15 protein-coding genes are annotated in these 21,140 nt (G+C 50.4%); 4 read left to right on the top strand and 11 right to left on the bottom strand.

The genetic code is table 11. The annotated features are described in order from the left end of the window. Positions 1-10 precede the first annotated feature (10 nt). The 3 genes from VFS25_RS01250 to VFS25_RS01240 all read right to left on the bottom strand — a co-directional run bounded on the left by VFS25_RS01250 (position 11) and on the right by VFS25_RS01240 (position 7,247). On the bottom strand, positions 11-3,244 hold the full coding sequence (locus tag VFS25_RS01250; protein ID WP_326460292.1) for a SusC/RagA family TonB-linked outer membrane protein: 3,234 nt from the start codon (positions 3,242-3,244) through the stop codon (positions 11-13). A 644-nt stretch (positions 3,245-3,888) separates the two neighbouring features. Next, a complete protein-coding gene (locus VFS25_RS01245) occupies positions 3,889-4,572 on the bottom strand; it encodes an IS1595 family transposase (protein ID WP_326460291.1) in 684 nt (227 codons plus the stop codon). A 269-nt stretch (positions 4,573-4,841) separates the two neighbouring features. Beyond that, positions 4,842-7,247 (bottom strand): efflux RND transporter permease subunit, encoded by a 2,406-nt coding sequence (locus tag VFS25_RS01240; protein ID WP_326460290.1) that lies wholly within the window; start codon positions 7,245-7,247, stop codon positions 4,842-4,844. Between the two features lie 120 nt (positions 7,248-7,367). Between VFS25_RS01240 and VFS25_RS01235 the strand changes: the two genes are divergently transcribed. Further along, positions 7,368-9,647, top strand: a complete 2,280-nt coding sequence (locus VFS25_RS01235; protein WP_326460289.1) for a ligand-binding sensor domain-containing protein — start codon at positions 7,368-7,370, stop codon at positions 9,645-9,647. Between the two features lie 150 nt (positions 9,648-9,797). Then, entirely contained in the window at positions 9,798-10,535 is a 738-nt protein-coding gene (recO, locus tag VFS25_RS01230; protein WP_326460288.1) for a DNA repair protein RecO, read from the top strand. Between the two features lie 8 nt (positions 10,536-10,543). Here the strand turns inward: recO and VFS25_RS01225 are convergent, their stop codons facing one another. From VFS25_RS01225 to rsfS, 5 genes are all read right to left on the bottom strand, one after another. Next, positions 10,544-11,311 carry a UDP-2,3-diacylglucosamine diphosphatase gene (locus VFS25_RS01225; RefSeq protein ID WP_326460287.1) on the bottom strand — a complete coding sequence of 256 codons (768 nt, stop codon included), beginning with the start codon at positions 11,309-11,311 and terminating at the stop codon, positions 10,544-10,546. Between the two features lie 282 nt (positions 11,312-11,593). Beyond that, positions 11,594-12,040 (bottom strand): hypothetical protein, encoded by a 447-nt coding sequence (locus VFS25_RS01220; RefSeq protein ID WP_326460286.1) that lies wholly within the window; start codon positions 12,038-12,040, stop codon positions 11,594-11,596. An 82-nt stretch (positions 12,041-12,122) separates the two neighbouring features. Beyond that, positions 12,123-12,758: a lactate utilization protein gene (locus tag VFS25_RS01215; protein WP_326460285.1), complete on the bottom strand. Its 636-nt coding sequence runs from the start codon at positions 12,756-12,758 to the stop codon at positions 12,123-12,125. A 6-nt stretch (positions 12,759-12,764) separates the two neighbouring features. Then, a complete protein-coding gene (gene ftsH, locus VFS25_RS01210) occupies positions 12,765-14,768 on the bottom strand; it encodes an ATP-dependent zinc metalloprotease FtsH (protein ID WP_326460284.1) in 2,004 nt (667 codons plus the stop codon). Between the two features lie 149 nt (positions 14,769-14,917). Next, on the bottom strand, positions 14,918-15,271 hold the full coding sequence (rsfS, locus tag VFS25_RS01205; RefSeq protein WP_326460283.1) for a ribosome silencing factor: 354 nt from the start codon (positions 15,269-15,271) through the stop codon (positions 14,918-14,920). Between the two features lie 288 nt (positions 15,272-15,559). On the opposite strand from rsfS, the gene VFS25_RS01200 reads away from it, so the two are divergent. Then, positions 15,560-16,327, top strand: a complete 768-nt coding sequence (locus VFS25_RS01200; protein ID WP_326460282.1) for a biotin--[acetyl-CoA-carboxylase] ligase — start codon at positions 15,560-15,562, stop codon at positions 16,325-16,327. 282 nt (positions 16,328-16,609) lie between these two features. Here the strand turns inward: VFS25_RS01200 and VFS25_RS01195 are convergent, their stop codons facing one another. Beyond that, positions 16,610-18,157 carry a glycosyltransferase family 39 protein gene (locus VFS25_RS01195; protein WP_326460281.1) on the bottom strand — a complete coding sequence of 516 codons (1,548 nt, stop codon included), beginning with the start codon at positions 18,155-18,157 and terminating at the stop codon, positions 16,610-16,612. Positions 18,158-18,839: 682 nt separating this feature from the next. On the opposite strand from VFS25_RS01195, the gene VFS25_RS01190 reads away from it, so the two are divergent. Further along, a complete protein-coding gene (locus VFS25_RS01190) occupies positions 18,840-19,829 on the top strand; it encodes an aldo/keto reductase (protein ID WP_326460280.1) in 990 nt (329 codons plus the stop codon). 17 nt (positions 19,830-19,846) lie between these two features. Here the strand turns inward: VFS25_RS01190 and VFS25_RS01185 are convergent, their stop codons facing one another. Both VFS25_RS01185 and VFS25_RS01180 read right to left on the bottom strand, forming a co-directional pair. Continuing rightward, on the bottom strand, positions 19,847-20,179 hold the full coding sequence (locus VFS25_RS01185; protein WP_326460279.1) for a translation initiation factor: 333 nt from the start codon (positions 20,177-20,179) through the stop codon (positions 19,847-19,849). A gap of 10 nt (positions 20,180-20,189) precedes the next feature. Beyond that, on the bottom strand, positions 20,190-21,071 hold the full coding sequence (locus VFS25_RS01180; RefSeq protein WP_326460278.1) for a diacylglycerol kinase family protein: 882 nt from the start codon (positions 21,069-21,071) through the stop codon (positions 20,190-20,192). Positions 21,072-21,140 lie beyond the last annotated feature (69 nt).

The raw sequence follows: 21,140 nt of genomic DNA, 5'->3' as shown, positions 1-21,140 counted from the left end.
TAAGCAAACATTAAAAAGTGGCCCGTACGTTAAAACCAAAGTTCCGTAAAGAGGGTTGCGCGGTGAAGTCAAAACCCTGCAGGTTGCCCGCACCGGCGGAGTTCACCTCAGGATCTGCATACCGGTTCTCTTTCGGCGTCCACAGGAACAGGTTGTTACCGAATACGCCAACAGTAATATCACCAAAAGGTGTTTTGTTCAGCGTTCCACGGGATATGCGATAGCTCAGGCTGGCCTGGCGCAGCTTTATATAAGAAGCGTCTATCACATCCTGGCCGGCGGGTAATATGCTGGTGTAGTAGGTTTGCGGGTTGAATTTAACATCCGTATTAGGCACCAGTTTGCCGGTACCATCGTCATACACGCTGTTTTCCCATACGCGCGGGTCGCGGCCGCCTTCGGCGGTTTCTGCTGCCGTACCCACAAAGGTGGTGATGTCTTTTGTACGGGAGTAGAACTTGCCGCCTTGCTTGGTATCAAACAGCACATTCAGCGAAAAGCCTTTGTAGCTGATATTAGTGCCCCAGGAGGCCTGGTACTTGGGATTGTAAGAGCCCAGGTACACACTGCCCGGTGTTAACAGCGGCTGGCCGTTTGTTTTGCTAACGATCACATGGCCCTGGGCATCGCGCTGCAGGTCCTGTGCATAAAAAGTGCCGTAGGGCAGGCCTTCAGCCGCTACCACCGCCATACCGCTTAAACCGCCCAGCGATACCTGCGATACACCTTCCAGCTCCAGGTCAACCACCTTATTACGGTTACGGGTGTACGTACCGTACAGCTCCACGGTAAAGCCGCTGGAGGTACGGATGGGCGTGCCGCGCAGGCTCAGCTCCACGCCTTTGTTCTCTACCACGCCGGCGTTAATTACCTTGCTTCTGAAACCGGTAACTTCCGAAATGGGAATGCTTAATATCTGGTTCTTGGATTTGTTCTGATAGTAAGAGAAATCTACAGAAAGGCGGTTATCCAGGAAGTTCAGCTCTGTACCTATTTCTGAAGCGGTGGTAATTTCCGGTTTAAGATCCGGGTTACCGATACGTATATCCTGCGTTAAGCCGGGTACGCCGTTAAAGGGAAAGGTAGTATTACCAAAGCCGCTGAAAATATCCGTTTTAATAAAATAGGTATTCAACAGGTAAGGGTTGGCATCGTTACCTACCTTGGCCCAGCTGGCGCGCAGCTTACCGTAGTTGAGTATTTTTTCAGTGAACGCAGATCCCTGCAGCAGCTCCGTAAATACAAACGAACCGCTTACGCTGGGATAGAAGAAGGAGTTGTTCTTTTTGGGCAGGGTAGATGACCAGTCGTTACGCGCCGTTACATCCAGGAACAGCATGTTGCGGTATGCCAGGTTTAACTGGGAATACACGCCTACCAGGCGGCGGCTGCTGTATTCGTTAAACGTGTATACAGGGCCGTTACTGTTATCCAGGTTATACCATCCCGGCACTATTAAACCGGCGGAGCGGTTGGTGCTTACTTCGGAAGTGGTTAAGGTACGCTGGCGTATGTTATGGCCTACCATTAAAGAGGCGCTGAAATCCTTGCTGAAATCTTTCTTGGCAGTGATCATCAGATCATGCGTGATCTCGCTCAGGTTGTATGCATCTTCCTCATACTTGCCTACATCGGATTGGGTATTGTCCCTTGCCGTGTAAAAGCCCGATTCATCGGCCGGTACAAAGCTGTAGTTCGGGTATTTCAGCCTTCTGCGGTCAGCGTAAACGTCTGCGCCTACCCTTTCCATTACATCTAACCACGGCAGTGGTTTATAGCCTACGGTGAAGTTACCGGTCACACGGTCCACATCGTTCTCGTTCCGGTAGTTCTGCAGTATAAAGTACGGGCTTACGGTATAAGCGCCGTAGTAACCGTACACTTCCTGCTGGGCTGCGTTACGCAGGCCGCCATAGCTGTAGTAAGGGTTGCTCAGGTCGCCCATTTTGTCCAACGGAATATCGCGCGGCGTTTGCAGCACGTTGTTGAACACAGAGCCGGCGCCCTGGCCGCCTTCTATCATGTTACTCTTAACTTTGGAGTAGTTGATGGATATGCTGGTGTAAAACTTGTTGCTCAGGTCAGCGCTGCCGTTAAAGCGTACGCTGTAACGGTTATACTTATCCGTATTACCGGGCATTACCCCGTCGGAGTTCAGGCTGTTGAGCGACAGGTAGTAGGCTGTTTTTTCACCGCCCCCGGAAAGGGCAATATTATTATCAGCTGTTTTACCCAGCTCAAAAAAGTTCTTTACGTTATCTTCCTGCGCAACGTAAGGCTTCATTAAGCGTTTGCCGTTGATCATTTGTCCCCACTCTTTATTGGTGCCGTCAAACTTGGGGCCCCAGCTGAAGTTCTCACGGAAATCGCCTTTGCCGTTACCGCCCTGGCCGTACTCGTTCTGGAAATCGGGCAGCTTCAGTATGTTGGAGAAGGTGATGTTGGAGTTGAAGGTTACCTCATTTTTCTGCTGGCCTTTTCTACCTTTTTTGGTAGTAATGATCAGCGCGCCATTGGATGCGCGGGAGCCGTACAAAGCTGCGGCGGCAGGGCCTTTCAGCACGGTAACAGAAGCAATGTCGTCCGGGTTTATATCGTTGCCGCGGTTGCCAAAGTCAACAGAGCTGCGGGCATCGGTGCCGCCGGTGCGTGCATCGCTGTTACCGGTAATGCTGGTGTTGTCAATAGGTACACCATCAATTACTATCAGCGCCTGGTTGTTGCCTGCAATAGAGGAACCGCCCCTTAACACGATCCTGGAGGAGCTGCCGGGTGCATTGGCAGTGCTGGTAATGTTTACGCCTGCTACTTTGCCTGACAGGGCGTTTAATGCGCTGGGCGTGTGCGCCTGCGCAATTTCCTCAGCATTTACTGTTGGCGCGGCATAACCCAGGGAGCGCTTGTCGCGGCGGATAGCGTTGGCGGTAACCACGGTTTCCGTAAGCCGCGTTACATCCGGCTGCAATACTACATTCACGGTATTGGAACCTGACAGCGTTACTTCCTGGTCTTTCATTCCCACAGAGCGGAAAACAAGCGTGGCGCCTGCGGGCGCCTGGATAGTGTACGTACCTTCGGGGCTGGTTACTACACCTGTGGTAGTGCCTTTTACAATTACGGCGGCGCCAATTACCGGTTGACCATCATCTGCGGAGGTGACCTTACCCGTTATGGTGCGGCTTTGCGCGAAAGCCTGCACAGCAAGGAACACCGCTGCCAGCAGAAGAACTAGACTTTTCCTCATAAGCTTTGTTTAGTTTGTTGTTGATATTTGGTTCAAGCAAAAAAATTTATCCCCAGGCTTTTTGCGGCGCCTGAAGTGTTGTAATAACCTTCCTTAACAGTATGCTTTTGGTTGCTTGTGGGTTGATATGTATGATAACAGCTATAGTACTACCGGTTCTGCATAACAGAACAACGGTTTAGTTTCCGTTCCATAAGCAAAGTTTCCTGTTTCCGTTTATTAATATTTCTTTAACAAAATTACTGTTTTAACAAATTCAAAGGTATGCTCTTGGTTTAGATGGTGTAACTTTTAAATAATGGAACGGTTGCTTTTTTTAACAAAAACCCAACTTATATTTTTTCTTCTACTTGATAAGCTATTGATATTAATGAATATATGAAAATTTGGTGGCTAGATAAGAAAATGATCATATTCTTATCTAGTTGTTAAAAAAATAAGCAAGCGATAGGAATACCGCCTGCGCTCATCAACCAAAATCTAAATCTAGATAATCCAGATTTATTAAAAATTTCAAAAATATGTTTACCAGGAGCGTACTACTCCCTCCTGGTCTGTTACTGTTTTTCAGGCACAGCGTTAGCAGTGCAGTACAAGACCGCCGGTACATTCCCATAACGCCCCATCTTAATATGCTTGCCTTATCAGGAGAGATTTAGCGTATGCGTTTTCAACAGGTTCAGCAAAACCTCATACAGGTCCTCATTCCGGCTGTTATACCGGAACTCGCACTCTTTCAGGTGCAGGTATACTGTATTACGGTTCAGCCCCTTGAATTTGGCTAAACGATGCTTGGTGAGGCCCCAGAAAGCATCAATGTCCTCCGCAGCAACACCGTTGCTGCTATCCCCAATAGTGTTATGTTCCAACCGGTAAAGCCGGTAATGTCCCAAATCCACCACGTTATTGAAATGGCGCAAACGCTCCGCAGGACCAAAGGTTTCCAGCACAGAGCGGCCTCTTACAATAGCATGGATCATAGCCCGGCTTACATCCGGCAATATCTCGGTATGCAAACGGTCTGCATGCCGGTAAATGCCGAATACAATAGGCTTAATAGCACGGCTTACTTCCGGTTTTACTGACACGGCAGTATCGCCCCCGTCGCGGTAATCGTAGTGGGCATGACGCTCCGGCGGACTTACAACCGGCTTCACTACATGCGTAGCAGGCTGCAGCTCCTCGCAATACCTGGCTATTTGCTGACGGATTTTTTTCAGGTAACTGTTTACTGTTACCCTGCTTACCCCGCTGATGTTGGCGATTTGGGTAGCGGTGAGATCTTCAGAGAAAAGCTTTAGGATCTCCTTAAATTTTCGCTCAGACAAGTGAGCGCCCTTTAAGTACCTGTTTTTCATTGAACAAGAAGGTTAGAATGGCACGTTAAACCTCCTACTTTTTAATAAGTATATAGCTGTATTTTATACAAGTGGTTAAATGGGGGTGATGAATGTGGGCTACTAGATTATTTTAGGCAAAAAAGTTATCCTGAATGGCTTTATTCGTTGCAACAAGTGCTAAAACAAACGCATCCCGGATGGCTAAATCCGGGATGCACTTGTTTTAGCAAATGATGTTCGTTTAGCTGTTTGCTAAATTATTTTTTAGCATCATCTAATCCCAACCTGGCAAGGGCAATATCTTCTTCCTCTTTTAATGGATCGCCGTTCTCTTTTTTTGCCGCCTGCTTTCTCAGCGCTTTTTCCATCCACAACAACAGCGCAGGCAAAATGGTAAGGTTGGTGATCATGGCCATTATCAGCGTAAGGGAGGTAAGCCAGCCCAGGGATTTGGTGCCGCCAAACTCGCTGAAGCTGAATATCATAAACCCGGCAAACAGGATCAGGGAGGTATAAATAATGCTTAACCCTGTTTCATTAATGGTTTGCTTTACCGTAGCGGAAATATCCAGGTTCAGGTGCGGCAGCTCCTGCTTAAAGTTCACCAGGAAACGGATGGTTACATCTATGGCAATCCCCAGCGCTATGCTAAACACCAGCACTGTGCTGGGTTTCAGGGCAATACCCATCCAGCCCATTACACCGGCTGTTACGGCCAGCGGTATAATATTGGGTATAAGCGATATTAACAGCATACGCCAGCTGCGGAACAGGTACAGCATACAGCCTATGATCAGCACAAAGGCCAGCAGTATGCTTTCTGTAAGCCCGTTAATAATAAAGCGGCTGCCTTCAAGAAATATTACACTGGTGCCTGTAAAGGACACGTTATAATGCGCGGTGTCAAATATTGCGTTCACCTTTGGCCACAGCGAGTCCAGCAAAATGGGCAGCCTGCGGCTGCCTACATCGGCCATGTTCACGCTCAGGCGGGCTACCTGCCGGGTACTGTCCATAAACGATGCCACCAGCTTGGTAAAGTTGCTGTTACTGCCGCCGGCGCCTTTCATGCGCAGGTAAGGCGCCAGAAAGCCAATGTCAAACTGGTTAGGCACGCTGTAGTTGGTGCTGTCGCCGTTATAATAGGCCTGCCGCGCAAACTTAATGCCTTCCGCCACGCTCAGGGGGCGTGCAAAATCCGGCTGGGCGGCTATCAGCTTCGTCATTTCATCCAGCTTGTTCAGCGTTTGCAGCCCTATTACCCCGTTCTTTCTTTTGGTATCTACCGTAATTTCCAGCGGCATTACCCCGCGGAAATTGTGCTCAAAGAATTTCAGGTCGGTATATAAACGGTCGCTCTTGGGAATATCATCCAGCATATATGCCTCAGGGCGCAGGCGCAGCATGCCCAGTACCGCCATCACCACCAGCGCCACCGTTACCACGTACACCCAGGGGCGGTATTTGAACACCAGGTTATTCAGCAGGCTCAGTACTGCCCTGAAGGAGCGGTTCTCCAGGTAGCTGGTATGTTTGGTTTTAGGCGGCGGTAAATAGCTGAGCACCGCCGGCAGAAAAATAAAAGAGATCAGGAAAATGAACATGATGTTGGAACCTGCCACCACCCCAAACTCTTTCAGCAGCGGGCTTTTGGTAAAGTAAAACACGCCAAACCCTATAGCAGCCGTAATGTTGGTGAACAGCGTTACAATACCCATGCGCTGTATCATGCGCACCAGGGCCTCTGTTTTATTATTGCTTTTTGCATACTCCGTGTGGTACTTGTTTAAAAAGTACACGCAGTTGGGAATGCCTATTACTACAATCAATGGCGGTATTAACCCGGTGAGCAGCGTAATTTTATAACCGCACAGCACAATGGTGGCTACCGACCATATTACCCCAATAGCCACTACTATCATTGACATTACCACCGCGCTGAACGAGCGGAAGAACAACAGCAGTATAAGCGCGGTAAGTATAAAGGAGAGTTTCAGGAACAGGCGCATTTCATCGGCCACCTTGGTAGCCATAATGGTGCGTATAAGCGGCAGGCCGCTCAGGCGAACCTGCGTATGGTGCTGCTTTCCAAAACTATCCGCCACATCCATGATCTGCTTTACCACACCTACCCGCTTGGCCGAGTTCATTACATCTTTGTTAATGCGGATGGCCATCAGGTAAGCATGCGTACCGGGATTGTACAACAGCCCCTTATAAAAAGGCAGGGATTGGAACACAGCGGAAAGGCTGTCCAGCTGCGCCTTTTGCAGCGCTCCATCCGGAAATAGCTGCACCACGGTAAGCCGGTGCGTGCTATCGTTTTTTACCAGGTTAACGGCTACGGGTATACTCAATATGTTTTCTACCGACGGTACTTTCTTAATGTCTTTGTTCAGCTGCACATAATCATTAAAGAACTGCGGCGTGAAAAAATCATCGGTTTGTACGCCCAGGGCTATCATATTCCCGTCTTCTCCAAACTGGCTGCGGAAATGCTGGTACTCGATAAAGGCAGGATTATCTCTCGGTATGGCGCTGCCGTATTCATAGGATAGCTCTACTTTGCTGGCATAATACGCCATTACGGCGGTGCCGGCCAGTAATAATAACAATAAAGGTAATCGGAACTTTAACACCCAACCTGCTAAGCGTTGCCACATAAGGAATTTTTCATTTTTGTAAATGGCGTAAAGGTAAATAAATAAATTTGCTAATTTGCTGGCATGCCGCATGCCAGCATTCAACCTGCACACGCACATCCGTTATGTAAGCACCTTGCTATGCGCCCTGTTGTTTTGCTTTTTATTTTATGTTTTCAGCTGCACCTTTGCCAGGCACAACCCGTACCTATCGGGCACTGGCGCGAGCATTTGCCCTACATGCAGGCACAGATGGTGGTAAGCGGCAACGACCGTATTTTTTGCGCCACCGCCTACAACCTGTTTGCCGTAACCGCTGAAGATCATGACATTACCCGCTATTCAAAGCTAAATGGCCTGCACGATGCGGGCATCAGCGCTATAGGCGCCGATAACGGGTTGGCAGTAATTGCTTACAGCAATGGTAATATAGACCTGCTGCAGCATGAGCAGCTTTACAACCTGCCGGATATATTGCGCAAAAACATACAGGGCGATAAAACCATTCACCGCGTTTTCTTTAACAAAGAACTGGCCTGGCTATGTACCGGCTTTGGCCTGGTGCTGGTAAATACAGAACGCCGGGAAATTGACGATACCTACATTATTGGCGACAATGGCGCCTATACGGCTACCTACGCCGTGGCTACAGACGGCAGCTACTTTTACGCCGCTACGGCCGGCGGCATAAAACGCGCCCCTGTAAGCGGCAGCAACCTGGCCAGCTATCAAAACTGGGAGCCGCTGTCGCAGGGCCTGCAGCCGGCCGCTGTGCAGGATGTAACCTACCTGCAGCAGCACCTTATTTGCCGGCAGGGCAACAGCCTTTATATACTGCAAAACAATACCTGGCAGCCCTGGTACACCGATGGCTGGCAGGTGAACAGCATGAGCGCCGGCGGCAACCAGCTGCTGTTATGCGAGCAGCAACCCGTTACCGGCGCTGCACGGGTCATTAGCCTGGATGCAAACGCCGGCATTACCGCTACACTGCAGCATGCGCTCATTAAGGCGCCGGCACAGGCCACGGCGCTGAACGGCAGCATATGGGTGGCCGATGCGCAAAACGGCCTGCTGCTGTACAACGGCAACGATGTTACCTCACTTACGCCCAATGCCCCGGCCGATGTAGCAGGCGGCAGCCTGCTGTTCATCAACAACAGCCTGTGGGCAACCGCAGGCGGCGTAACAAATGCCTGGGCCGCAACCGGCAACCGCAACGGCTACTTTGTATTTGATAACGGGGAGTGGCACAACTATAACTACAGCACACAGCCCTACCTGGATAGCATTACCGACCTGCTGCCCCTGGCAGCCGATGCTGCGGGCAACCGGTATATAGGCTCCTTTGGCAAAGGGCTGCTGGTGCTGGATGCGGCGGGCAACCATACCCTTATACGGCAGCCCACGCTGCCCGGCGCGGCAGATGATCCCAATGCCTGCCGCGTAAGCGGGCTTGCCGTAGATGTAAACAACAATCTATGGCTAACCGTATATGGCGCATATAACAATGTGCTGGTAAAAAAGCCGGATAACACCTGGCTCGCCTTCCGCATACCTTTTGCCCATACCTACAATGCGGTAAGCGATATACTGGTAGATGATTATGACCAGGAATGGATTATTTCGCCGCGGGAGAACGGCCTGTTTGTATTTAACCATGGCAGCAGCCTGGAAAACACGGCAGATGATCACTGGATGCTGTACCGCAGCGGCGCAAACCAGGGCAACCTGCCGGCTAACGATGTACGCTGCCTGGCAAAAGATAAGGATGGCTGGATATGGGTAGGCACCACACAGGGCATTGCCATATTCCCCTGCGCGCAAAGCGTGTTTACGGAAGGCTGCAGCGCTTACCTGCCCGTTGTACAGCAGGATAATTTTGCCGGCTACCTGTTCCGCGATGAGCAGGTGAATGCCATTGCCGTAGATGGCGCCAACCAGAAATGGGTAGCCACACAAAACGGGGTATGGCTTATTAACCCAACCGGCGAAAAAATACTGCTGCATTTTAATACCGGTAACAGCCCGCTGCCGGATAATGCGGTGAGCAAAATTGCCATTGATCCTAATACAGGCGAAGTCTACTTTGCTACCCGCCTGGGCCTGGTTGCATACCGGGCCGCTGCCACAGAAGGCAGCGCGGGTATGGAAAAAGACAGCGTGCTGGTATTTCCCAACCCGGTGCCCAGCCGTTACAGCGGCGCCATTGCCATACGCGGGCTGGTGCAGAATGCCCGGGTAAAGATAACCGAGATCAGCGGCCGGCTGGTGTTTGAAACCCGTGCCCAGGGCGGGCAGGCAATATGGAACGGTCAAGACTATACGGGCCGTCGCCCGCAAAGCGGCATATACCTGGTATTTGCCACTGACGATACCGGCGCCGAGCACCTGGTTACAAAAATTGCGTTTATCAATTAGCTGTTAGCGCGTGCGTAGCTTGTTTACCTAACTGCTCCGCGGCATGGGACAAGCCTGGCAGCTAAAAACTAATAGCTAACTGCTATACATTATCTTCGCATAAAATCATCTGCACATCTGCATATTTGCACATCTGCACATTTATCTCCCATGTTACACAAAACACGCGGCATAGTATTAAGAGTAGTGAAGTATGGTGATACCAGCGTGATCGCAAGTATTTTCACAGAGCTGTTCGGCATTCAGTCGTACATGGTGAACGGGGTGCGCAGCAACAAGCCCAAAGCCGCCAAAGGCAACCTGGTACAACCCGGCAACATACTGGATATGGTGGTGTACCATCATGAGCAAAAGAACCTGCAGCGCATTTCAGAATTTAAGTCGGGGTACATTTATACGGCCCTGCATTTTAACGTGGTTAAGAATACAGTAGCGCTGTACATTATTGAGCTGTTGCAGCGCTGCCTGAAACAGCCGGAGCAGCAACCGGAGCTGTATTATATGGCAGAGCATACCCTGCAGCTGCTGGATGTAAGCGAGCCTGCCGTGGCTGCCAACCTGCCTTTATACTTTACACTAAAGCTGGCCGAAATGCTGGGGTTCCGGCTCAACGGCCGCTGCACGGAATATACCCCTTACCTGGATTTGCAGGAAGGTACGTTTGTAGACCTGCCCCCGCACCACATTAATCACCTGGACCATACCAACAGTGAGCTTACGGATATGCTGTTCCAATGCCATGAGCTGGCGGCCCTGGGCGCCATTACCATGAGCAAAGACCGCAGGCGCAAGCTGCTGTATGCCTATCTTGATTTTCTGAAGCTGCACATGCCCGATTTTACAGAGCTGCACTCGCCTTCCATTTTACATGAAATTTTAGATGCATGATGCCAGGGCTATTGGCGGTATTTCTTTAGTATGGTGGTGTCACCGTCAAACACGGCATAGGTAAAGTAATTGATCCAGTCGCCCAGGTTAATATAGCGGCTGTTAGCGCCTATGGGCAGATCCAGCGGCAGGTGCCGGTGCCCGTAAATAAAGTAGTCGAAATGCTCCTTTTGTAAGATCTCTTTGCTGTAAATGGCCAGCCATTCATTTTCCTCTCCCAGGAACTTTTCCAGCTCTCCACCAGTAGCAGCGCGGCTTTTACGGCTAAAGTAATTGGCCAGTCCAATGCCCCAGGAAGGGTGCAGTATAGAAAACAGCCAGCGGCAAACAGGGTTGCGGAATACTTTTTTCAGGAATTTATAACCATGGTCGCCGGGACCTAATCCGTCGCCATGGCCTATATAAAAGTGTTTATTGCCTAAAGTGTAGGTTTGGGGTTCGTAGTAAACCGGTATGTTCAGCTCTTCTTCAAAATAGCCGTCCATCCACATATCATGGTTGCCTATGAATACAGAAATGCCAATGCCTTTATCGGAAAGCTCCGCCAGTTTGCCCAGCAGGCGAACATAACCTTTGGGAATTACCTGCCGGTACTCAAACCAGAAATCAAACAGGTCGCCCACCAGGAAAATATGCTGCGCATCTGCTGCTATTTCATCCAGCCATTGTACAATCAGGCGCTCCCGCTCCCGGCTGGCCGCCATATCGGGCGCGCCCAGGTGAAAATCAGAAGCAAAGTAAATACGTTTGTTAACCGGTAGCAGTATATGGTGCACCCCTTTATAATTAATAATGAATAATGAATAATTAATACCGGTGGCGTAATAAATCCCGGCACAGCAACTAACACTACTTACATGTACATGTACACTATAAACGATAAATAACGAAATGTACAGGTTATACTCTCAAACTCCCAATGCCGGCAATTGTTAAAATACCTGCATAACAATAAATGCCTTTACACAAAACAACAACAAACAATGAACAATGAAGCCCCTAAATTACATATCCTCAAACACACACTGCCAATATTATTAATGCTTCATTATTAATTATTAATTCCCCGGGCGCGGCTCCATATTGGCATTACGGTACTCCTCCTCAATATTTGTTATATCAATCTTCGCAGGATCGTCGAACCCATTGAATAAAAATATTTCCCAGGCATATTTAGAGCGGTTCAGATCAATGGAAAACACTTCTCCGTTGTGCTTTACAAAGTTCAGCTTGTACTGGCTGGTGCGTATTATCTTCACTTTCTTTTGCGCCAGGAACTGCTCTGCTTCGTGCATGTATTGCAGGTTGGCGGCAGCAATGCCGTCATAGTCTTTAGCGCCAAAGTCGTTCTTTAGCTGGCGCTGCTTACCCGGGCCGGGTGTATAAAAAACCGCGCAACGCCCATTAACCTGCAGGGCGCCAGTTTCACCGGGGCCGGCGCCTCCGGTGTAATTACAGGAAAACAGGAAAACGATAACCGATACAGCGGCGAGTAACCTTCTCATGATTCAATAATAGCTTAACAGAAACAGCGTCCGGTTAGCTACCAGGACGCTGTTATATGATTACTTACAATATGATCTTACTTTATTCATCCACCAGGAACACATATACCTCCCTGGGACCATGTACCCCCACCACCAGTGTTTTTTCAATATCTGCCGTACGGCTGGGGCCTGTTGCAAAAGAAACGGCCGAAGGCAGCTCCCCGTTGTAACGGTCCTTTAAGCGGCTAATAGCGTCTTTCAGGTCAAACACCAGCTGGTGCGTATAGGCTATTACCAGGTGTACCGGCGTATATACCGGCAATGCGCGGCCCGAAGGCTGCGCGGCGCTCAGCACCATAGTGCCGGTGCGCGCTACCAGGTATTCACAGTCTGTAATGGCGGCATCTGCGCTGTGCATATCGCCCTTGTTAATAAAGGGCAGCCCGGCCAGCTTGAATGCTTTTATTAAGTCCGGTGTTTGGCAATATACGTGCTGCCATTCTTTATGCGCTGCCAGCGCCTGCAGGTTCTCTATGAGCTCCTGCTTGCTGGTGCAGTAAATGAACTTACCCTGCAAACGGGCAAACTCTTCTGCAAACTTCAGCTCCAGCCCTTCATTCTCTGTTTTGAAAACGGAATTGTTGCCTTCCGAATTGGGAAAGGGCAGCTGTACCGACTGGCTCAACGCATTCCGTACGCGCTTAAGAATATTTTCCTTTGCAGGAGAGATCTTCATATCCCTTTACGCATTAACAGGGGTGGGAGAAGGATTGATGATGTCTGAAGGGTGTACACCGTCTGTAGTCATACCTTCTTTATTGATGATATGCTCTTTGTGCGTATCAAAGGGGCGCTTGCCTATCAGCCTTTCAAGGTCGGCCTGGTACAGCACCTCTTTCTTCAGCAGCTCCTGGGCCAGTATCTTCACATTATCCAGTTTCTCTGTCAGCAGCGCTTTGGTTCTTTGATATGCTTTTTCTATCAGGTTGCGTACTTCTTCGTCAATCATTTTGGCGGTTTCCTCCGAGTAGGGCTTGGTAAAAGCCTGATCGCTGTTGGGATCGTAGAAGGAAACATTACCCACCTTATCGTTCATACCGTATACGGTAACCATGGCATAGGCCATGCGGGTTATTACCTGCAGGTCGTTCTGCGCGCCGGTAGATACTTTGCCGAAGATGATGTCTTCTACCGCACGGCCGCCCAGGGTCATGCAAATATCATCCATCAGCTGCTCGGTATTGTACAGGTATTGTTCTTTGGGCAGGTATTGCGCATATCCCAGCGCAGCTACGCCGCGCGGTACAATAGTTACTTTTACCAGCGGGTTGGCGTGCTCCAGGTACCAGCCGCAAATAGCGTGGCCGGCTTCGTGGTAGGCTATCACCTCTTTCTCTTCAGGAGAAATGATCTTGTTCTTCTTTTCCAGGCCGCCTATCACACGGTCTACCGCATCGTTAAAGTCTTCCATTTCCACCTCATTCTTGCCTTTACGGGCGGCTATCAGGGCAGCTTCGTTACATACGTTGGCAATATCGGCGCCGGCAAAACCGGGCGTCATAGCGGCCAGCTTGCGTATATCCAGGTTAGGTGATTTTTTGATGGGTTTCAGGTGTACTTCAAAAATGGCTTCGCGGCCCACCAGGTCCGGCTTGTCGATAGAGATCTGACGGTCAAACCGGCCGGGGCGCAGCAGGGCGCTGTCCAGCACATCCGGGCGGTTGGTGGCAGCCAGGATAATAATACCGCTGTCTGTACCAAAACCATCCATTTCCACCAGCAGCTGGTTCAGGGTGTTCTCCCGCTCATCATTGCTCATCATCACATTCTTACCCCTGGCGCGGCCAATAGCATCTATTTCATCAATGAAAATGATACACGGGGCTTTTTCACGGGCCTGTTTAAACAGGTCGCGCACACGGCTGGCGCCCACCCCTACAAACAGCTCCACGAAATCGGAGCCCGACATAGAGAAAAAGGGTACCTGCGCTTCACCTGCCATGGCTTTAGCCAGCAGGGTTTTACCGGTGCCCGGGGGGCCTACCAGCAATGCGCCCTTGGGTATTTTACCACCCAGGGATGTATATTTTTTAGGCTGCTTCAGAAAGTCCACTATTTCCATTACCTCTACCTTGGCTTCATCCAGGCCGGCTACATCGTTGAAGGTGATGTTTACACGGGTGCCTTTGTCAAACAGGGTAGCTTTGGATTTGCCGATGTTGAAGATGCCGCCGGGTCCGCCGCTGCTGCCTGCAGGGCCGCCCATTTTGCGCATCAGCAATATCCACAAACCAATAATGAGTATAATGGGTAGCAGTAGCTGAAACACCGGCTCAAACCAGCTTTGCCGGTCTACATAATACACATTCACCCGGTCTTCCGCCTTTACGGATTGCTGGGCTTTATCCAGGTCGGCCTTAAAGCTTTCTTCGCTGCCAATGCTGAACTGGAAATGCGGTCCGGGGTTAGCGGCGCCAAAACGGCCTTTTGCTACTTTTTCGTATTTGGGTTCGTTCAGCTTTTCCTTTTTGATGTACACCTCAACGTACTTCTTGTTCACTACTACCAGCTTGTCTACATCCCCCGGCTGTAAGTAATCCAGCTGAAATTGCTGGAAGCTGATTTCTTGCGGCTGTGAACGAAAATCGAGGAAGTTCATAGCCAGCAGGGCTATGCCAATAAAGGCATACACCCAGTATATATTGAACTTGGGTCCTTTCTTAGGCGATTTGTCCGAACCTTTCATAAAATTGTTGCCTCTTTCCATAATAATCTAGTCGCTCCTTAACGGATGTTTATTGCAATGTATTTCGTATTTTTTTTATCATCAACTATTATTTTCCAATAGTTAACTTTTTTGCAGGACGCGGCCTAATACATTCAAGAATTGTTTGCTTAGTCGTTGTGTTCCAGCCTCTCCGCGTCGCTCCACATCTCTTCCAGGTTGTAAAACTTGCGGGTTTCAGGCTGAAAAACATGCACCACCACATTCACATAGTCTACCAGTATCCATTGCTGTGCGGTAAAACCTTCGTGCTTATATGGTTGTTCGCCTGTTAGCTGCTGCACCTGGTCTTCCACAAAATCTGCAATGGCCCTTACCTGTGTGTTGGAATTTGCTTCGCATATGATAAAGAAATCGGCCACAGCTTCCGGGATCTGGCGCAGGTCCAGGGATACTACATTCTCTCCCTTCTTTTCCTGGATGGCCTTTATGATGGTGGTAAAAATCTCACTTTCTCTGCTCAAGCGCGTTTGCGCTTTTTTTCTCGTACTCAGAACGGTTAAGGGTGCCAATAAATCTTGTTTTTGTTAAAAATAAAGTTTAATTATCAAAATTACTAAAGAAGCGGGAAATTCACGCGTATTAAAAACCCGCCGGTTACGCCCAAAATGTTAAGAAAACAATAAAATGCACTACTTTTCTGCCGCAAATGATTTATTCCCGCTACATCAGGCGAAACCCTGCATTTGCGCCTTGTTTTGCTGAAAAATATTCAAATTAGGATTGCCGTGATTGGACAGCCATTTTACGTTTTGGACAAAATAGACAGCACCAATAACTATGCCATGGAGCAGGTAAATACAGGCCAGGTAACGCCCGGTACTGCCTGGTTTGCCATGGAGCAAACCGCCGGAAAAGGACAGCGCGGCCGGCAATGGCACTCCCCCCCGGGAGAAAATATTATGCTTACCCTGGCCCTGCAACCCAATGGGCTGCCGCTTTCCAGGCAGTTTATGCTAAGCGTGGCCGTGGCCCTGGGAGCCGCTGATTTTTTTGGCAAATACGCCGGGGATGAAACCTGCATCAAGTGGAGCAATGATATTTACTGGCGTGACAGAAAGGCAGGCGGCATTCTTATCGAGAATGTGCTAAGGGGCAACACATGGCAATATGCCATAACCGGCATGGGCATTAACATTAACCAAACCAGCTTTCCCGGGCACCTGCCCAACCCTGTTTCCCTGCGGCAAATAACCGGCAAAAGCTGGGATGCCGTAGCAATGGCCAAAGAACTGTGCGCCTGCCTGGAGCCGCGGCTGCAACAGCTGCACCCTGCACATTACAACGAGCTGCTGGCCGAGTATAAAAGCCGCCTTTTCCGCCTGAATGAGCCGGCCCTTTACCGTTTGAAAGAGCCTTATTTGCAGGAGCAAACCGGGGCGGGCCTGCCGCCTGTAAAGGATGCGTATTTCCAGGGCATCATCCGCGATGTGCTGCCCGACGGCCGGCTATGCCTGGAGAAAGACGGCGCGCTGCTGCAGCTGGATTTTGGACAGGTGGAGTTTGTGATCACCAGGTAAGGCGGCTCCATAAGTTATGCTATTGCCCTGCAACTGGTATGCGCCTCTCCTGGAACAGCTGTTTTTCCCCTCCGCTACTGCGGTGCAACTGCGGAAAAACAGGGTTTTCCCGAGGGAGCTATTGCTGCGCCATTGCTGCGCAACTACTCCCCCCTACATCAACCCCCACATCTTTTTTTGAAGCAGTTATTCCGCTTTTATTGCTTACGCTTACTTCAGTGTAACTACTTCCATTCGCACCCGCTGCGCAGTTTTTTACTGCTTACTGCATCCTGGTGCCTGTTAATACCTCCTGAACGCCTGTATACGCTCTTTCCGCCACTCCTTAAGCCGGGCCGGCAGCTCAGGGGAAAGCTGCTGCAGCAAATACACGGCGGTACCGTATTCCCGGGCCAGGGGGTTTTGCACCCGCCCCACTTCGGTAATACGGCCGGAATAGCGGTGGGCGCGCTCATCCGGCTCATCATCCAGCAGTATAACACAGCGCAGGGTATCCATGCGCGGGAACCAGAAAACATAGTCCGCATTGAAGGACGATGCAAGCGGAATACGCCCGTGATTGTAATAATTCAGCGCGCCGGCCTGCCCGTAATTACCGCACATAATGAGGGTATAGGGCTTATCGCTGTCCGGCACCTGCGCATACGCCCCGCGCGACAGCGCCGCCATTTCCCGCCAGCCCAGCATATCGGCAAAGTCCTGGGGCAGGGCATGGTTTTTCCCGTCTTCCCACCGGAGCAGGCCTGCTGCTTTAAACTTGGCTGCTTTTTGCTGTATAGCTGCGGGTTTCAGCACCGGGAATACAATGTTAAAAAGGTAAAGGAAAGGCACTATTACCAGCAGCAGCCATATAACCCGCATATACCGCAGCCAGGCGGCGCGGAACAGGGTTTCCCAGTACACCGCGCCAAAGGCCAGCAGCACAGGGTACAGCCCCAGGGCATAGTAATCCTTTGCACGCAGGTAAGTAAACAGCAGCATCACAAACAGGTAGGTGAGCACCAGGAAGCGGTAAGGCCCGAAAGGCCGGTAGCACAACAAACCGATTAACCCCGCAACAAACAGGAAACCGCCCGTAAAAAAGAAAATGAACTGCGCCTTTATAAAATCCATCCGCTGCACATGCACCAGCTGCGTTTGCGTAAGCTCCTGCATGTGATGCAGCACCGGCATACCGTTGCGCAGCTGCCAGATAATGTTGGGCAGCGCCAGCAGCAGCGCAATCCCCGCGCCCAGGTACAGGTACCTGTTCAGGAATATTTTGCGCTGTGGCGAAATCAGCACGGCAGGCACCAGCCCCGCTACCAGGAACAGGATGTTGTATTTGTTCAGGAAACCCAGGCCCACCGCCACTCCCAGCCACAACAGGTAACTATGCTTTTCTGTATTCACGTAGCATACCAGCAGGTAAAATGTCCAGGTCCAGCATAGCACGTCAAAGGAGTTGGGCTGGTATAGCATGTTCAGCCGCAGAAAACCGGAGAAGATGAACACCGTGGCTGCTAATACCTGCGCGTACCAGCGGCCCTGCAGCAGGGCCACCAACCGCCATATAAGCACCAGCGTAATAGCGCCGGACATGGCAGGAAAAAACCTTATCCAGAAAAGGCCATTGCCCAGCGCCTTTACCAGCAGCGATACAAAGGCTATAAAAGGCGGTACGGATAAATAACCGCCTGCCAGGTGGTTGGCCATGTCAAGATACAGGTATTCATCGCGGTGCAGCTCATACACCGGGTTAATGATGCAGTAGTGCAGCACCATTTTCAGCACTATAAGGCCGGCTAATAAGTAAAAAGGGCTTTTGCGCTGGTTGGCGGCTGTGTTCATATGTTGGGAATAAGGGTAGCGCCAATATAATCACTATCAGGCGCATTATGCTGTTACCAGGTAAATTTCTGCGGGGATAATCAGCAGGTTAAGGTGCCAGCCCATGCCGAAGGGGCAATGCGCGTTCCCGCAGGGGTGTAGCCGGTTTAAGCCGGGCAACGCCGCATGCTTACAGCAAGGCTCCCTGCCGGAAATGTTGGCCTGGTATGCCTGCAGCAATGTATAGTAACGTTATTTCCATAGCCAGGTGCGGTACAATGTTGGCTTCCTATGTATGCAGCTTCCTGTATGCAGCACGGTAGCCATCCTGCCATGGAAAAGCAAGGCAGCAGCCGCGCCGGCGTTTACCTGCTTTGATCACCGGAGCTTGTTTGCACAAAAAAAACGTCCCGGCGGAGTAAGCCCGGGACGCTTTTGCAGGTAAGATGAACCTTGTCTGAAACAAGATTTTGGTTGATAACGGTAAATCAATTTGTGAATTCTTTGTTAAATAATCAAAAATAAAATTGCAACTCTATTTCAATTTATAAGTCTTAACATAGGTTAGAAAACACAATATGTGATATAAATATCCTATCTAAAAATATAGTAACCATTTTGCACCCAAAACAGTTTTTACATTTTCCCTATGCTTAACTTTGATACATTCCTGCACAAAATTTAACCTTAAAATTTTAACATTATGCAGTATAGAATATTAGGAAAAACAGGAGCACAGGTTGCTGCTATCGGACTGGGTTGCATGGGCATGTCGCATGCATACGGTTCCACTGAAGAGCGTAATGAGCAGGAATCTATTGCCACGCTGGAGTATGCGCTGGAGCTGGGTGTTAACTTCTGGGACACGGCCGATTTTTACGGGCAGGGTGAAAATGAAAAGCTGCTGTCAAAAGTGCTGGCCACTAAACGGCAGCAGGTGTTCCTGGCCACTAAATTCGGCTTTAAGCTGGATAAAGACGGCAATACTATTTTTGACGGCTCCCCTGCATATGTTAAACAAGCCTGCGAAGCCAGCCTGCAACGCCTTAAAACAGATGTGATAGACCTGTATTATGCGCACCGTGTAGATCCGAAAGTACCGGTAGAGGAAACCGTAGGCGCTATGGCGGAGCTGGTAAAAGAAGGCAAAGTACGTTACCTGGGCTTGTCTGAGGCTTCCGTTGCCTCTATCCGCAAAGCGCATAGTGTGCATCCCATTGCCGCCTTACAAAATGAATACTCCATCTGGACCCGTGAAGTGGAACAGGATATATTGGGCACCACCCGTGAGCTGGGCATATCATTGATTGCCTTTAGCCCGCTGGGCAGGGGGCTGAGCGCGGGCACCGCCGACCTTTCCCATTTGCCGGAAGGCGATTTCCGCCGTTCATTGCCCCGCTTCCAGGAAAAGGAGCTGCAGCAGAACATGCAGCTGGTGCAAAAGCTGGAAACGCTGGCAAAGGAAAAACAGTGCACTACCGCCCAGCTGTCGCTGGCCTGGCTGCTGGCCCAGGGACAGGATATTATTCCCATTCCGGGCACTAAGCGCCGTAAATACTTGCAGGAAAATGCCGCTGCAGCCGATATTACGCTGAGCGAAGCCGAGCTGCAGGAGATCCGCAGCATACTGCAATCCACTGCAGTAGCGGGGGCCCGCTACCCGGAATATATGATGAAAATGGTAAACCATTAGGCGATAACGCGCGCACTTCAGCGCGCGTTGTACCCCCAGTCCTGCAGCCACTTCAGTACTTTATCTTTATAGTCGCCCTGTATCAGTACCTGTCCGTCTTTAACGCTGCCGCCGGTGCCGCATTTGGTTTTAAGCGCTTTGCCCAGCTGCTCCAGGTCGGCTGCGGCGCCTGTAAAACCATCTACCAGCGTTACTACCTTACCGGCGCGCTGCCTGGTGTCAAGCTTCACTTTCAGGTGTTGCTGCGCAGGCGGCAGGGTAGGCGTTTCCTCGGGAACATCCGGCTCCGGGGAAAAGTCGGGGTTAGTGGAATATACGATCCCTCCGGGGTTATGTTTCTTTTTCGACATAGCGTTGGTATTAATTGTTCAGTACAACCTGCAGGGCTTCCCTTACAATCCTGAACTGCACGGTTCCCTGCCGGCTCAAAGGTACGGCATCCCCGTCTACCTGCAGGTAGGCCAGCTGCGGGCTGCTTACGGTAATACACTCCCCGGTATAGTGCTGCATGTATTTTGTTTTGTGCACGGTGCCCAGCAGGGAATAAATGCTTAGCGGCAGCAATCCCAGGAAGCTTACCGGCGGCACAATACATACATCCAGCAGGCCGTCGAACACGCTTGCCTGCGGCGCCAGCTTAAACTCGTAGCCAAACTGGTTGCCGTTGGCCACGCTCAGTAAAAAGGCCTGCTGTTCCAGGGTTTTACCGTCTATGTTTATCGTGTAATGATCGCCTTTATACTCGCGGAAGCTTTTTATCACCAGCCTGGCGTAGCCCTGCAGTCCGCGTTTTTGCGTGTTGCGGAACCGGTCGGCCACCAGCGCATCAAACCCAACACCGGCATTGCTCAGGAACAGGTGCTCGTTGGCATAGCCGGCATCAATAGGGCCGCGTTTGTTTTGCACAATCAGCTGCAGCGCCTTATGCACGTTCAGGGGTATTTTTAAAGCCCGGGCCAGCCCGTTGCCGCTGCCCAGCGGTATTACCGCCAGCGCGGTTTTGCTGCCCAGCAGGCCTTGCGCAATTTCGTTAATGGAGCCATCGCCGCCCACGGCCACTACCGTGTCAACGCCCTGCTGTACCGCCTCCTGCGCCAGGTGGGTACCATGGCCCAGGTAAGCCAGGTGGGTGATCTGCACAGAAAAATCAGGCGCCGGCAGGTGCTGATGTATCACGTCTTCCAGGCGCTTCTCGCGGTCAGTGCCTGCTTTACGGTTAATAATAAAAAGGATCTTTCTCAACTGTTATTTTTTACCAGAACATAAACGTGGATGGCGCTGCCACCATTCACTTTTTCTCCACTTTCCGTC

The sequence above is a fragment of the Chitinophaga sp. genome (genome assembly GCF_035761305.1).
Taxonomy (GTDB): domain Bacteria; phylum Bacteroidota; class Bacteroidia; order Chitinophagales; family Chitinophagaceae; genus Chitinophaga.
This window is presented reverse-complemented; position numbering and strand designations above follow the sequence as displayed.

Bases quoted from the DNA above. Each gene is read 5' to 3' on its own strand.
- VFS25_RS01195 (WP_326460281.1), bottom strand. From the start codon at position 18,157: ATGAACACAGCCGCCAACCAGCGCAAAAGCCCTTTTTACTTATTAGCC.
- VFS25_RS01185 (WP_326460279.1), bottom strand. From the start codon at position 20,179: ATGTCGAAAAAGAAACATAACCCCGGAGGGATCGTATATTCCACTAAC.
- VFS25_RS01190 (WP_326460280.1), top strand. From the start codon at position 18,840: ATGCAGTATAGAATATTAGGAAAAACAGGAGCACAGGTTGCTGCTATC.
- VFS25_RS01240 (WP_326460290.1), bottom strand. From the start codon at position 7,247: ATGTGGCAACGCTTAGCAGGTTGGGTGTTAAAGTTCCGATTACCTTTA.
- VFS25_RS01220 (WP_326460286.1), bottom strand. From the start codon at position 12,040: ATGAGAAGGTTACTCGCCGCTGTATCGGTTATCGTTTTCCTGTTTTCC.
- VFS25_RS01215 (WP_326460285.1), bottom strand. From the start codon at position 12,758: ATGAAGATCTCTCCTGCAAAGGAAAATATTCTTAAGCGCGTACGGAAT.
- ftsH (WP_326460284.1), bottom strand. From the start codon at position 14,768: ATGAAAGGTTCGGACAAATCGCCTAAGAAAGGACCCAAGTTCAATATA.
- VFS25_RS01250 (WP_326460292.1), bottom strand. From the start codon at position 3,244: ATGAGGAAAAGTCTAGTTCTTCTGCTGGCAGCGGTGTTCCTTGCTGTG.
- recO (WP_326460288.1), top strand. From the start codon at position 9,798: ATGTTACACAAAACACGCGGCATAGTATTAAGAGTAGTGAAGTATGGT.
- VFS25_RS01235 (WP_326460289.1), top strand. From the start codon at position 7,368: ATGCGCCCTGTTGTTTTGCTTTTTATTTTATGTTTTCAGCTGCACCTT.